At 73.3% G+C, this 12,465-nt stretch carries 12 protein-coding genes; 5 read left to right on the top strand and 7 right to left on the bottom strand.

Annotated features, from left to right (window positions below; translation table 11 throughout):
• Positions 1-125 precede the first annotated feature (125 nt).
• Positions 126-1,217 carry a substrate-binding domain-containing protein gene (locus ACFZAX_RS15000; RefSeq protein ID WP_390961830.1) on the bottom strand — a complete coding sequence of 364 codons (1,092 nt, stop codon included), beginning with the start codon at positions 1,215-1,217 and terminating at the stop codon, positions 126-128.
• 521 nt (positions 1,218-1,738) lie between these two features.
• Here ACFZAX_RS15000 and ACFZAX_RS14995 point away from each other — a divergent pair.
• Together ACFZAX_RS14995 and ACFZAX_RS14990 are read left to right on the top strand one after the other, a co-directional pair.
• A complete protein-coding gene (locus tag ACFZAX_RS14995; protein ID WP_390961829.1) occupies positions 1,739-2,311 on the top strand; it encodes an MFS transporter in 573 nt (190 codons plus the stop codon).
• Positions 2,312-2,356: 45 nt separating this feature from the next.
• The gene (locus ACFZAX_RS14990) at positions 2,357-2,983 is read left to right on the top strand and encodes a hypothetical protein (RefSeq protein ID WP_390961827.1); all 627 of its coding nucleotides are present in this window, start codon (positions 2,357-2,359) and stop codon (positions 2,981-2,983) included.
• Here ACFZAX_RS14990 and ACFZAX_RS14985 read toward each other — a convergent pair.
• From ACFZAX_RS14985 to ACFZAX_RS14970, 4 genes are all read right to left on the bottom strand, one after another.
• The gene (locus tag ACFZAX_RS14985) at positions 2,946-3,299 is read right to left on the bottom strand and encodes a DUF6204 family protein (protein ID WP_390961936.1); all 354 of its coding nucleotides are present in this window, start codon (positions 3,297-3,299) and stop codon (positions 2,946-2,948) included. The genes ACFZAX_RS14990 and ACFZAX_RS14985 overlap by 38 nt on opposite strands.
• 528 nt (positions 3,300-3,827) lie before the next feature.
• Positions 3,828-4,181 (bottom strand): VOC family protein, encoded by a 354-nt coding sequence (locus ACFZAX_RS14980; RefSeq protein ID WP_390961826.1) that lies wholly within the window; start codon positions 4,179-4,181, stop codon positions 3,828-3,830.
• A gap of 174 nt (positions 4,182-4,355) precedes the next feature.
• Positions 4,356-5,165 carry a methyltransferase domain-containing protein gene (locus ACFZAX_RS14975; protein ID WP_390961825.1) on the bottom strand — a complete coding sequence of 270 codons (810 nt, stop codon included), beginning with the start codon at positions 5,163-5,165 and terminating at the stop codon, positions 4,356-4,358.
• 361 nt (positions 5,166-5,526) lie between these two features.
• Entirely contained in the window at positions 5,527-6,069 is a 543-nt protein-coding gene (locus ACFZAX_RS14970; protein WP_390961823.1) for a hypothetical protein, read from the bottom strand.
• Positions 6,070-6,380: 311 nt separating this feature from the next.
• Here ACFZAX_RS14970 and ACFZAX_RS14965 point away from each other — a divergent pair, with 311 nt between their 5' ends.
• Positions 6,381-6,770, top strand: a complete 390-nt coding sequence (locus ACFZAX_RS14965) for a hypothetical protein (protein WP_390961821.1) — start codon at positions 6,381-6,383, stop codon at positions 6,768-6,770.
• A gap of 232 nt (positions 6,771-7,002) precedes the next feature.
• Here ACFZAX_RS14965 and ACFZAX_RS14960 read toward each other — a convergent pair whose 3' ends face one another.
• Both ACFZAX_RS14960 and ACFZAX_RS14955 read right to left on the bottom strand, forming a co-directional pair.
• Positions 7,003-8,508 (bottom strand): phosphatase PAP2 family protein, encoded by a 1,506-nt coding sequence (locus ACFZAX_RS14960; protein ID WP_390961820.1) that lies wholly within the window; start codon positions 8,506-8,508, stop codon positions 7,003-7,005.
• A gap of 226 nt (positions 8,509-8,734) precedes the next feature.
• Positions 8,735-9,856 carry an LPXTG cell wall anchor domain-containing protein gene (locus ACFZAX_RS14955; RefSeq protein ID WP_390961819.1) on the bottom strand — a complete coding sequence of 374 codons (1,122 nt, stop codon included), beginning with the start codon at positions 9,854-9,856 and terminating at the stop codon, positions 8,735-8,737.
• 282 nt (positions 9,857-10,138) lie between these two features.
• Here ACFZAX_RS14955 and ACFZAX_RS14950 point away from each other — a divergent pair, with 282 nt between their 5' ends.
• Together ACFZAX_RS14950 and ACFZAX_RS14945 are read left to right on the top strand one after the other, a co-directional pair.
• Positions 10,139-11,371, top strand: coding sequence for an aminotransferase class I/II-fold pyridoxal phosphate-dependent enzyme (locus tag ACFZAX_RS14950; RefSeq protein ID WP_390961935.1), 1,233 nt, complete (start codon positions 10,139-10,141; stop codon positions 11,369-11,371).
• Positions 11,372-11,384: 13 nt separating this feature from the next.
• On the top strand, positions 11,385-12,431 hold the full coding sequence (locus ACFZAX_RS14945; RefSeq protein WP_390961818.1) for an MBL fold metallo-hydrolase: 1,047 nt from the start codon (positions 11,385-11,387) through the stop codon (positions 12,429-12,431).
• Positions 12,432-12,465 lie beyond the last annotated feature (34 nt).

Raw genomic sequence — 12,465 nt, 5'->3', positions numbered from 1 at the left:
CTCCTTACGGGTCGTTGCGCCGCGGGCCCCGGCCGGAGAGTCCGGTCCGGGGCCGCGCGGTCACGCCGGGACGCCCCGGCACGGTCTGCCGGAACGCCCGGCCGGGGCTGCCGGGCCGGGATGGTCTACTGGATGCCGTACTTGGCGCACAGAGCGGCGTACTTGCCGGTGCACAGATCGGCCTTGGTCACGTATCCGTCGGCCACGACGTCCTTGACGTTGTCCCGGTAGATGGCCGTCGGGGTCTCCAGGACCGCGGCGACGTCGCGCTTGCCCTCCGGGTCGTTGACGGTGGCGTTGGTCTTGCCCTTCTCGCCCTTGGCCAGGCTCACCGCGAGCCGGGCGGTGGCGTCCGCCTCCTTCTTCACGGCCTTGTAGACCGTCATGCACTGGTCCCCGGCCAGGATGTTCTGCAGGCCCTGGACGGTGGCGTCCTGGCCGGTGACGGGTACCTGGCCGTTGCGGTGGTTCTTGCGCAGGACCGCGATGGCGGCGTTGCCGAGGCCGTCGTTGGCGGCCAGCACTCCACCGATCTTGGGCTCGCTGGTCAGCATCTGCTCGAAGACCGTGCCGGCCTGGGCGTTGTCCCAGTCCGGAACCGACTGGTTGGGTCCCTTGCCGTACTCGCCGGAGGCGTACTTCGGGTCGAGGACGCTGTTGTAACCCTGGGCGAACAGCGTGGCGTTGTTGTCGGTGGGGGAGCCGTTCAGCTCGGCGACGACCGGCTTCTCGGCCTTCAGATCGGTCAGGCACTTGCCGAGGCCCTCGCCCTGGAGCTTGCCGACGGCCGTGTTGTCGAAGCTCACGTAGTACTGGGCGGAGCCGCCGAGGGTCAGCCGGTCGTAGTCGATCGTGGCCACGCCCTGCGACTTGGCCTTGGCGAGGACGGCCTTGCCGGTGCCGCTGTCCAGGTTCACGATCACCAGGACGTTGACACCCTTGGTGATCATCTGGTCGGCGATGGTCTGGAAGGCCTGCTTGTCGCCCTCAGCGTTCTGGATGTCGTAGTCCACGCCCGCGGCCTTGAAGGCCGCGGTCAGCAACGGGCGGTCCGCGTCCTCCCAGCGGGCCGACGACTTGCTGTCCGGAAGGATCACACCGATCTTCGGCTTCTTGGTACCGTCGCCGGCTCCGTCGTCACCGGAGGAGCTGCCACAGGCGGCGAGCGATGTCATGAGCACCATGGAGGTGCCGACGAGGACAAGTCCCTTGCGCATCGGAAGGGCCCCTTTCTGGGGGTACGGCCGTCCGGCGCCGGTCGCACGGGTCGGCAGTGACGGATTACCGGCAACGCTGCGAACACGTGCTGCGTACGCGGGCGTTGAATGTTGTGGGCGGCAACATACGCGGACCGGTCGACCCGCCACCAGCCCCTCGCCCGCACGGCCCGGTTACGATCGCATCACGCCCCGGCGATCGGTCGGTAACACCATGCCCACTCTCAACTCCCGCCCCGCGCAAGCGTGTCGGCTTCGAGCTGACCGGGCGTCGGCGAGAGTGCCCTGATGCCGGACGGGTGTGTCGCGTGAGTCGGCGGTCTCCGTGCGGAACTGCCATGGGGGCGTACGGCATTCGAAAGTTTCGACGTTGACATGGCGACTTTCGGGTGGTCTTCTGCTGCGAGCCCAGCATGTTCCGGACGAGAGGCCCTCATCCGTTCGCGTACCCGCTCGCCCCGGGGACCGTGGCGCGGGTGGCCCGGAGGGGGAGGCGGAGCCGGGTGAAGGAGCGCCCGGTCGTGACCACGGACACGGGCTCGCCGCAGGCGGAAACGGAGGCTCCGGTGCAGGCGGAAGCGGAGGGGCCGGCGCAGGTGTCCCGAGGGCGGGCGCTCGTCGCGGTGGCCGGGCTGTCGCTCGCACTCTTCGCCTTCGCCACGGTCGAGGCCCTGCCGGTGGGGCTGCTGCCGCAGATCGCGCAGGGCCTCGGGGTGTCGCTGTCGTCCGTGGGCTTCCTGGTGACCGGATACGGCCTCGTCGTGATGGCGACCGCCGTCCCGTTGACCGCGATGACCCGGCGGATTCCCCGCCGGCGCCTGCTGGCCCTCTTCACGGGAGCGACGCTGCTCTGCGGTACGGCGCCCGGATACGGCGTCCTGCTGGGGGCGCGCGTGCTGATCGCGCTGACCCACGCGGTGATGTGGTCGGTGGTCGCCTCGGCCGCCGCCGGCATGTTCCCCGTGCGGGTGCGGGCCGAGGTGGTGGCCACGCTCTTCGGCGGGTCGTCGCTCGCCCAGGTGCTGGGCGCGCCCGCCGGAACCTGGCTCGGACAGCAGACCGACTGGCGCGTGCCGTTCGTGCTGATGAGCTGACCGGGGCTGATCGCCGGGATCGTCGTGGCGGGCATGCTGCCCTCGATGCCGGTCGAGAGGAACCCGGCCGCGACCGCCCCGGCGCCCGACCGCTTCCGGTTCCTGCTCCTCGTGGTGGTGACCGCCGTGGTCATCGGCGGGTTCTTCACCTTCTACACGTACGTCACCGTCTTCCTCACCGACGTCGCGGGGATCTCCCCGCACTCCGTCGGCGGGGTGTTCGCGGTGGGAGGGGTGATCGGCACCAGCCTGTCCGGGATGCTGTCCGCCCGCAGCACCCGCGCCACCATGACCGGATCAGTGGCCGTGGTGACCGCCGCCCTGGCGCTCCTCGTGGTGGCCGGAACCCGTCCCGCCGCCTCGGTCGCGGCGGTGACGCTGCTCCTGCCGGCCCTGTCCGCCATGCTCACCGCGCTCGCCAGCCGGATCCTGCACATCGCACCGGGCAACGTGGACGTCGCCTCCGCGACCGGTTCCGCCGCGTTCCAGGCGGGCATCGCCGCCGGATCCTTCTTCGGCGGGAGCGTCCTGGGCGCCCACGGCCCGCACGGCGTCGCCGTCCTCGGCCTGTGCGTCGCCGCCGCCGGGCTCGTGCTGCTCCTCGCCGAGGAGCCCCTCAGCCGTCTCGCCTGTGTCAGGCGGCCCCGGGACTCCGGCGGCCCTTGTAGTTGACCTTCATGGTGTCCATGTCCGTCGCGGTGGAGCGCAGCGGTCCGTAACCGAAGCCCTGGGCCGCGAGCGCGGTCTCCGCGCGCTCCTCGGCAAGCGCGGACGCCATCTCCTCGCCGTCCTCGGCGTCCGACACGACGATGTACCGGAAGCTGAAGTGCTTCAGCACGGTGTCGTAGGTGAGCGAACCCTCCTCGGTGAACTGCATGGAGGTGAGGCCGTGATCCGCCACCTCGGCGAGCAGCCGGGACCGCGCCTCGTCCGTCAGCCCGTCCCAGGTGCCCCGGACGATCACCCGGTATGTGTGCTGCGTACCCATCGTGGTGCCCTGCCTTCTCCTGCGCCGTACTTCTTCCGAGCCGTACTTCTGCCGGCGGCTCTCCGGCCGTGCCGGATCTCCGCCGCGCGAGGGTGTGATTCCCACGCGTACGTCCCGCGGCGACATCCGTTCGCGGCCCAGGTTACGGCGGGAAGGACGGGAGGCGTGCGGAATATCGTCGTCGACGCACCCTCCGACCCGGGGGCGAGGCCCCGCCCCTGGCGGCGTACCCGGTCGCCGCGAGCGCGCGCGGGGGCTCGCGCGAGCAGGGAATCGTACGGAAGCCGGCTCGTCCCGGTGCGTGGCGCGACGTCACGATCCACGATCCCTGTCCCGGCCAACTGGGCACGGCGGCTGCGCTCCTCACGGCCCTGGTGGTGAGGGCGTTCGCGGGACAGCCCTGAGGGTGGCACCGTGGGCCCGGAGACCGCCCCGGGTCCACGGTCCCGTGTGTTCCGCACGAGCCCGGCGGAGCGAAGGACGCCGGTCGGCGGCCGGGCCGGCGGGCTCGCACGCACCGGGGGCGGGTCAGACGACGGCGTTGCGGTCCGCGTACTCGAAGACCGAGCCGTCCGGGTGCAGGGCGATCAGGTTGCGGCCCGCAGGCGTCGGGACAGGCCCCGCGACGATGTGCGCACCCGCCCGGGTGAGCGCCTCGCGGGCCTCGTCCACGTCCTTGACCGCGATGGTGGCCGCCACCTTGCGCAGCACCTCCAGCTCGGTCTCGGGCCCGCTCATGAGCAGGAAGCAGCCGATCGCGGCGACCGACACCCCGCCGCGCTCGAAGCGCAGTGCTCGGGTGCCGGTGATGCCCTCGTAGAAGGCCACCGAGGCCTCCAGGTCGTCGACGCAGATGCGTAGCGTGGTTCCCAGGATGTCCATGCCCACGAGGTTAGTTGGGGCTCCGGGGCCGCGTGATCGATTCGCGGCGGTCCGACCGGGCGAGCCGGTCCGACCGGGCGCGCCGGTCCGGACCGACGCGACGGGCCGCGGGGGCGTGGGGACGTCGGTCCGCGAGGCCGCCGGCCAGCGGGGGCCGGGGAACCCCGCCCCCGGTCACACCCGGCAGAGCACTTCACCGTGCGGCACCATGAACCAGCCGTCGCCCGCCTCGCCCCAGGCGCGCCACGCCGCCGCTGCCGCCGTGAGACTCTCCGCCGTGGCGTGGCCGCCCTCGATCGCCCTCTTCGCGTAGGCGGAGGCGACGGTACGGTCCGCCCACAGCCCGCTCCACCAGCTTCTGCTCTCCGGCGTGGCGTAACACCAGGCGGCGGCCGTCGGGGTGATGTCGGTGAAGCCGGCCTGCCGGGCCCAGGAGAGGAGTCTGCGCCCGGCGTCGGGCTCGCCGCCGTTGGCGCGGGCCACCTGCCGGTACAGGGTCAACCACGCCTCCATGCCCGGTACTTCCGGATACCAGGTCATCGCCGCGTAGTCGCTGTCCCTGGCGGCCACGATCCCGCCGGGGCGGCAGACCCGGCGCATCTCTCGCAGCGCCTGGACGGGGTCGCCGACGTGCTGGAGCACCTGATGGGCGTGGACCACGTCGAAGGAGTCGTCCGGGTAGTCCAGGGCGTGGACGTCGGCGACGGCGAACGAGACGTTCTCCAGCCCGCGTTCGCGGGCGGCACCGGCAGCCTGGTCGAGGATGTCCTGGTTGGTCTCGACGCCGGTCACGACGCCCGGCGCGACCAGGGCGGCCAGATCGGCCGTGATCGTCCCCGGCCCGCAGCCCACGTCCAGTACGGACATTCCCGGCTTGAGTTCACCGAGCAGATAGGCCGCCGAGTTCTCGGCGGTGCGCCAGCGGTGCGAGCGGAGCACCGACTCGTGGTGGCCATGGGTGTAGACGGCGGTTTCCTTCGGCATGCCGAATGTCCTCTCTCCGAGCGCTACGTCGAGCGATGTCCCCACGGTACGCCGTGTGCCGCATGATGAGATACGCGTCTTGTCATGTGAGACATTGATGGTGGCTCCAGATGCCTGCTCGGGGTGATCGTCGCGAGAAGGGGTGCTGAACCGGTGCCGCACCGAGCCGACCTGCACGGTCGCCGAACTGCGGGTCCTGGTGTGGGCGGTGCGGGGCCGGTGCCGGGCGCACGGATGCGTTCCGCGGAACGGGACGTGCAGGGAACCCGAACCCCGGTACGCCTCGTCCTGCGGTCCTGTGAACGGTCGCGTGGTTCCCCGGGTCCTCGGAGCCCTGTGGCTCGGGGAAACGGACGTCGGTTCAGCGGGAAACTCGCGGGTCGGTCCGTGCGGCTCGGTCGGGCGCATCCGCGGGCCCGGCGGGAACCGCCGGGCGGCCTGCGAGGCGGCGGGCTTCGACCGTGACCTCGGCATCGACCTGGTCCGAGGTTCTGTCGCCGTAGTCGAGGATGTCGTACTCGTCGTCGAGTGCGGCGAGGCGCTCGGTCAGGGGCAGCTCATGTCCGTGGCGCTGGTGAATCCGGAAGGTGAACTCCCGAGGCGTGAGCTCTCCGGCGAGCATGCGCCGTGCGAGCGCTCGCACGGCTGCTTCCTGGCCGGCCTCACTGCCGGCCGGATGGAAGCTGAGGCCGAGTTCGCCGAGTGCCGCGGGCAGCAGGTCGTGGAGCTCGTAGTCCGCCTCGGCGCGCGTGCACGCGGCGAGAATCCGAAGGCCGGGGGAGTCGAGTCCGGCGACGAGCGCCTCACAGGCGGCGTCGACGACATCACCCGCGCGGACTTCTCCTGCACTCCAGAGGGCGGCATGGTCCTGCAGAGCGATCGCCGCCGCTTCGGTCGACGTCATTCGCTCATGATTCCCCTCCAGGTGCGTCCCGGTCGAGCAGATTTCACCGGAGGTTCTGTTCAGCGGCCTGTTCCAGCAGGGACCGTGCGGAGTCCGCGCAGCGCATCGGGGTCTTCTCGCCGAGTCCGAAGACCTCGGCGAGAGGCGGTGGGCCGGGCCCGTGGGGCAGGGCCTCTCCGCGCTGCCGGTCGAGGTGGAACCGTTCCAGGACGGCGTCCTCCCCCGCATCGGAGCACTGGTCCAGTGGCTGCCGGCCGGCACCCTCGTTCTTGTCTCCGCAGGCACTTCAATCGCACCACCAGGAGGAACCGGTGTCGTACCCGAACCTGCCCACCCCCGAGGAGAAGCTCGCCGATGCGAAGAAGCTGCTGAACCTCCCGCACATCGTGGTGATCTGCGGCTCCACCCGCTTCATGGCCGAGATGACCGAGGCGGATCTGCTGGAGACCGGAGCCGGGAAGATCGTCGTCAGGCCGGGCTGTGACCTGAAGTCGCCGCACGGACTCTGGTCCGATCCTGTCGAGGCCGAGGCACTGAAGGCCCGACTCGACGATCTTCACCGGGCGAAGATCCGGCTCGCGGACGAGGTGCTCGTCGTCGGCGACTACGTCGGGGACAGCACCCGGGCCGAGATCGCCTACGCCCGGTCGCTGGCCAAACCGCTGCGGTTCACACACCCCGAAGCCGACCCTGACGCCTGACCGTCTCGTGGCGGCTACGGCCGCTGCCCCACCCCGCGCCCTCCGCGCGCGCCCCACGGGCGCCCCGTTCGCCCGCGTACGGCCCCGGGCCCGCACGGGGGTGTGAGGGGCAGGGGCCGTACGCGGGAGAGCGGGTACCGCCCCGGGCCGACCCGTACGGCCGGTCCGGGCGGTACGTGCCGGCCGAAGGCTCCGGGCGCGCACCGGTGAGGCCCGGCCCGCCCGCAAAGGGTCAGACCGGCATGGGGCAGTAGACCGTCAGCGCCTCGGGAAGCTTGTCGACGAGCAGCTCCGTGCCCGAGTGGGCCACTTCACCGTCGTACGCGTACGGAGTCCCCGGCGGCAGCCCGGCGATCCTGACCCGCCGGCGCCGTTCCGCCGCGTGCACGGGGGAGCGGGTGAGCGGGCCGGCCACGGCCGCCGCGATCAGCCGCAGCCCGGGGGTCCGGCCGCCGTGGACCACCCGTACGTCCAGCAGGCCGTCCGCCAGGTTGTGGCGCCTGCCGGGCGCGGGGCCGACCCGCTGGAAGAGCCCGTTGCCGACGAAGAGCAGCCACAACGGGCGTCGCTTGCCCTGGAGTTCCGCCTCCAGGGGGCGTTCCCCGCGCAGCACCTGGAAGGCCGCGAGCATCCCGGCGGGCCACCCGCCGATCCGGGGCGCCCAGTGCTCCCGCTTCCGTACGAGCTCCGGATAGACGCCGAGACTGAAGGCGTTGAGGAAGTAACCGTCCGCGCCCTCGGGCCCGTGCGGGCCGGGACGGAAGCGTCCGAGGTCGACCCGGACCGCGTCACCGGCCTTCATGGCCGCCACCGTGTCGTGCACCGTCTCGATGCCGAGGTCGTACGCGAAGTGGTTGAGGGTGCCACCGGGAAACACCGCCAGCGGGACCCCGTGGGTCGCGGCGACGGACGCCGCCAGGTTGACCGTGCCGTCGCCGCCGCAGACCCCGAGCGCCCGCCCCCTGGAGACCGCCTCGGCGAACGCGTCCGCCAGGGCTTCGGGTGCGCACTCCACCACCTCGGCCATCGGCAGCGCGTCCCGGACGAGTGAAGCCGTACCCCTCGCGGTCCCCGACCGCTCGTTGACGACCACCACCAGGCCCTCGCCGGCGGGGAGCGACGGGGCCTCCGTGGGCGGCCGGCCGGGGGCGGGGAGCTGACCCCTGGTCGGTACCACCCCGCGCAGCGCGAAGGCCGCGCCCACGCCGAGCGCGGCGCCCGCCACGACGTCGCTCGGATAGTGCACCCCGGTGTAGACCCGGGAAGCCGCCACCGCCGCGGCCACCGGGGCGACGACCGCGCCCCAGCCCAGGGACTCCAGGGCCACCCCGGTGGCGAACGCGGCGGCGGACGCGGCGTGCCCGGACGGGAAGGACGTGGTGATCGGCTGCCGCTTCAGCCGCCGTATCACCGGAACCATGTCGAGCACCGGCCGGTCCCGCCGCACCGCGCCCTTGCCGACCGTGTTGATGGCGGCGGAGGCGAGGGCGAGCGAGGCCACGCCGCGCAGCGCGGCCCGGCGTGCCCGTGCGCTGCCGCCCAGCGTGGCGATGCCCGCGGCGGCGCCGAACCACAGCAGGCCATGGTTGGCGCTCCGGCTGAGTCGGGGCAGTACGGCTTCGGCGCCCGGCCAGTGCCGTTCGGCGACCCCCTGGAACGCGCTCAGGTCGCGCCGCTGGAGCCAGCCCTTGAGCCGGTCGGACGAGGTGAAGGTGGTGGGCAGAGGGCGTGTGGACATGGCTCAGCGGATACCCGGTCCCGCCGCCCTGAACCAGGAGGCGCGCGGAAGAGGCCGTCCGGGCGTGTGCCCGGGGCGGCCGGTGCCTGTTCGCCCCGGGCGCGTCGGGGCCGGCCGAGCGTTCGTCAGCGCCTCGCGGCGGCAACCGGCCGGCGCGCGCCCGGCCACGCGAACGGCCGGTGCCTCCCCGCTCAGAGGTGCACCGGCCGTCCTGTCGGTCGTACCGTCAGCCCGCCGCACCCGCACGGCGTCGGCGCGCGGCGACCACCAGGGCTCCGCCGGCCACGATCGCGGCGGCTCCGCCGCCGAGGGCGAGACCCGTGGCGGGTTCCGTGCCGGTGGAGGCGAGCGGTCCGCCGCCCTGCGCCGTCACGTTCGCGTTGCCGTCCGGACCGGCCGAACCCGCGCCGGAAGCAGAGGCGGCGGTGGCGTCCGTGCCCTTGTCGTCGGAGACGGGTTCGACCGTGCCGCCGCCGGTGGACGCGGCGCCCGAGTCGGCGCCGGTGGTCCCGCCGGTCAGGTCACCGCTTCCCGTGCCGGGCCCCGTGCCGTCGGTGCCGGTGGTCCCGCCGTCACCGTCCGTGGAGCCGGTGCCCGGTGCCGCGGCGTCCTTCTCGTCCTGCGTGCGGGCCTCGTACTGCCCCGTTTCCAGGAAGGCGACGCGGTCCTCGGGCGTGCCCTTCAGGGCCGCCTCGCCCGCCTCCCTGACGTGGGGTCCGCCCGCGTTGACGATCTGCGAGACCAGCACACTGTTGTCCGTGTCGCGGGCCTCGTGCTGGCCCGTTTCCAGGAAGGCGACGCGGTCCTCGGGCGTGCCCCTGAGTGCGGCCTTGCCAGCCTCCCGCACCGAGGGGCCGCCCTGACCGATGAGCTGGGCGACGAGCACCCGGTTGTCGTCGTCGCGGGCCTCGTACTGCCCCGTCTCCAGGAAGGCGACGCGGTCCTCGGGTGTGCCCCTGAGTGCGGCCTTGCCCGCTTCCTGCACTCCGCGGCCGCCGACGCCGATGATGCGTGCGACGGCGATCCGGTTGTCCGTGTCCCGGGCGCTGAACTGGCCGGTCGTCAGGAACGCGCGCATCGCCTCCGGACCTCCGTCGATCGCCGCGCTGCCCTCCTCGGCCACCACGGAGCCCTTCTCCGCCGCGCCGATGAGCCGAAGGATCTCGATCCGGTCCTTCTCCGCCTGGTCCTGGTCCTCACCGTCCGAGGACGACGACGAGGTGCCTGCGGCTGCGGCTGCGGCCGTGGTCCCGTCGGTCGTCTCCGCCGCAGAAGCGGGGGAGGACAGCAGGAAGGCAGGGGCGACGGCTGCGGCGGCGAGCAGGGTGCCGACTCTGGATATCTTCAAGAAAAGCTCTCACTTCACCCAAGGGATCATCAAGCGTATGAGGTGATGTTAGTGCGCACGACTGACAGTGATCGCCCGCTTCTCCGGGCGGGGCGCCCCGCTCCACGCCCCGCGCCCGCCTTGTCCTGGCTGGTGCGCTGCGCGGGCACTCCGGCCGAAACCTCCGTATAAAGGGCCCGACGGACTCGGGGAACCACACGGGGGCGGAGGCGGACGAGGAGGGCCATGCACCGGACCGAGTACGGCCCGCACGGCATGCCGGACGACCACGGCCCGCACGGCATGCCGGACGACCACGGCCCGCACGACGCGCGGGAGGACCACGGCCCGGTCCGCTACGGCCCGCCCGTCCCCGACCCGGGGCTCCCCGCCCTCCCCGGACTGGTCGGCGTGCTGGCCGCCGCCGCGGGAGACACCCGGCCGGAACCCCCGGGTGGCGGAACGGTCCTGCGTGAGGCGGCCTGCGCCTACTGGGCCCGGCGGGGACTGGGCGGCAACCCTTCGGACATCGCCGCCGCCCCGGGCACCCGGGCGCTGCTGCTCGGGCTCATCGCCGCCCACGGCGGAGACGTCCTCATGCCCAGACCCTGCCCGGCGGCCTGGATCCCACCGGCCGGACTGCTCGGCCGGCCCGCCTACCACGTACCGACGCCCGCCGAATGCGGTGGTGTACCCGACCCGTACGCCCTGCTGGAGACCGTCCGCCGGGTACGCGCCGAGGGCGGGCGCCCGCGTCTGCTCGTGCTCTCCGTGGCCGACGACCCCACCGCCACCGTCGCGCCGCCCGAACTCGTCCGCGAGGCGTGCGAGGCGGCCGTCGCCGAGGGCCTGCACATCATCAGCGACGAGACCTGGCGCGACACCCTGCACCGGCCGTACGACACCGTGCTGCTCAGCCCCGCCGAGATGTGCCCCGACGACGTCACCGTCCTCACCGACCTCTCGGGCGCCCTCGCCCCCGCCGCCTGGCCCGCCGCGGTGGCGCGGTTCCCCGCCACCCGCCGGGGGGCCGCACACCGCGCCCGTACCCTCGACGTGCTCACCGCGCTGGGCGCCCTCGTCGCGACGCCGGTCGCCCGGGCCGCCGCGCACGCCCTGCGCGAGCCGGAGGCGGTCGCCTGCCGGATCCGGCAGGCCGCACGGCTCCAGTCACAGATCGCCGCCGCCGCCCATCGAGCCCTGCTGGCCGCCGGGGCCCTGGCGAGGCCCCCGCAGGCGGGCCGGCACCTCTACGCCGACCTCGGGCCGCTGCGCACCGGGCTGGCCGGGCGCGGGGTCACGGACTCCATGGAGCTGGAGGAGTACCTCACCGAACGGCTCGGTGCCCCGGCCCCGGGCGGGCACCGGTTCGGCGACGAGCTGGGCGCGCTGCGGGCACGCCTGGGAACCGGCCATCTGGTGGGCGCGACGCCCGACCAGAGGGCCGCCTCCCTCACCGCAGCGGCGCCGTTGGAATTGCCGCACGTCGCAAACGCGCTGAGCATGTTCGCAGCGGCCTTCGACGAACTCCGGTGACGGGAGACCCGCGATGACCGAACAGACCGGGCCCTTCCGTACCGACGCGGACCGGGAGCCCCAGGAGGACACCGGCGCGCGGACCGGACGCCCGCCCGCAGGCGAGCGCGTCTGGCCGAGGAGCTTCGCCGACCGGCTCACCGCGCCTTTGCCGGGCATCAGAGCCATGACCCGTCTGGTCCGCGAACGCTCGCTGCGGCCCGACGCGGCAGGGCTCCGGGGCGTCCACCTGCTGCCGTTCGACCCGGCCCCGCTGCCCCCGTCCGGCCAGGACGCCGTCACCTGGGCCGGGCACGCCAGCTGGATCGTCCGCATCGGCGGGCTGACCGTCCTCACCGACCCCGTGTGGTCCCGGCGCATCCTCGGAACCCCGGCGCGGATCACCCCGGTGGGCGTGGCCTGGGAGGCCCTCCCGCCGGTCGACGCGGTCGTCGTCAGCCACAACCACTTCGACCACCTGGACGCACCCACGCTCCGCCGACTCCCGCGCGACACACCGGTGTTCGTGCCGGCCGGGCTCGCCCGGTGGTTCAGGCGCCGCAAGTTCACCCGGGTCACCGAGCTCGACTGGTGGGAGACGGCCGACCTGAGGGGCGTGCGCTTCGCGTTCGTCCCCGCGCACCACTGGTCGCGGCGCACCCTCTTCGACACCTGCCGGTCGCTGTGGGGCGGCTGGGTCCTCACCGACACGACGAACGCCCCGGGGGTGCCGGGACGCAAGGTCTACTTCGCCGGGGACACCGGATACGGCCACTGGTTCCGGGAGATCGGCCGCCACCACCCGGGTATCGATCTGGCGCTGCTGCCGATCGGCGCGTACGCGCCCCGGTGGTGGCTCGCCGACGTGCACACCGACCCCGAGGAGGCGGTGCGGGCGTACGAGGACCTCGGTGCCAGGGCGATGGCGCCGATGCACTGGGCGACCTTCCTGCTCTCCGCCGAGCCCGTACTGGAACCTCTGGTGCGGCTGCGGGCCGCCTGGCACCGTGCGGGCCACCCGCGCGAGCGCCTCTGGGACCTGCCCATCGGCGGCTCGCGCGTGTTCGGCGAGCCGGCCTGAACCGCGTGGGAACGGCCGTACCGCCACACCGCCG

Source organism: Streptomyces sp. NPDC008125 (assembly GCF_042957125.1).
Lineage (GTDB): Bacteria > Actinomycetota > Actinomycetes > Streptomycetales > Streptomycetaceae > Streptomyces.
The sequence above is the reverse complement of the archived record's forward strand: the minus strand, read 5'-3'. Positions and strand labels throughout refer to the sequence as shown.

Excerpts from the sequence above, each read along its gene's own strand:
- ACFZAX_RS14960 (WP_390961820.1), bottom strand. The coding sequence starts at position 8,508 with ATGTCCACACGCCCTCTGCCCACCACCTTCACCTCGTCCGACCGGCTC.
- ACFZAX_RS14945 (WP_390961818.1), top strand. The coding sequence starts at position 11,385 with ATGACCGAACAGACCGGGCCCTTCCGTACCGACGCGGACCGGGAGCCC.
- ACFZAX_RS14950 (WP_390961935.1), top strand. The coding sequence starts at position 10,139 with ATGCCGGACGACCACGGCCCGCACGACGCGCGGGAGGACCACGGCCCG.
- ACFZAX_RS14980 (WP_390961826.1), bottom strand. The coding sequence starts at position 4,181 with ATGGACATCCTGGGAACCACGCTACGCATCTGCGTCGACGACCTGGAG.
- ACFZAX_RS14975 (WP_390961825.1), bottom strand. The coding sequence starts at position 5,165 with ATGCCGAAGGAAACCGCCGTCTACACCCATGGCCACCACGAGTCGGTG.
- ACFZAX_RS15000 (WP_390961830.1), bottom strand. The coding sequence starts at position 1,217 with ATGCGCAAGGGACTTGTCCTCGTCGGCACCTCCATGGTGCTCATGACA.
- ACFZAX_RS14970 (WP_390961823.1), bottom strand. The coding sequence starts at position 6,069 with ATGACGTCGACCGAAGCGGCGGCGATCGCTCTGCAGGACCATGCCGCC.
- ACFZAX_RS14985 (WP_390961936.1), bottom strand. The coding sequence starts at position 3,299 with ATGGGTACGCAGCACACATACCGGGTGATCGTCCGGGGCACCTGGGAC.
- ACFZAX_RS14990 (WP_390961827.1), top strand. The coding sequence starts at position 2,357 with ATGCCGGTCGAGAGGAACCCGGCCGCGACCGCCCCGGCGCCCGACCGC.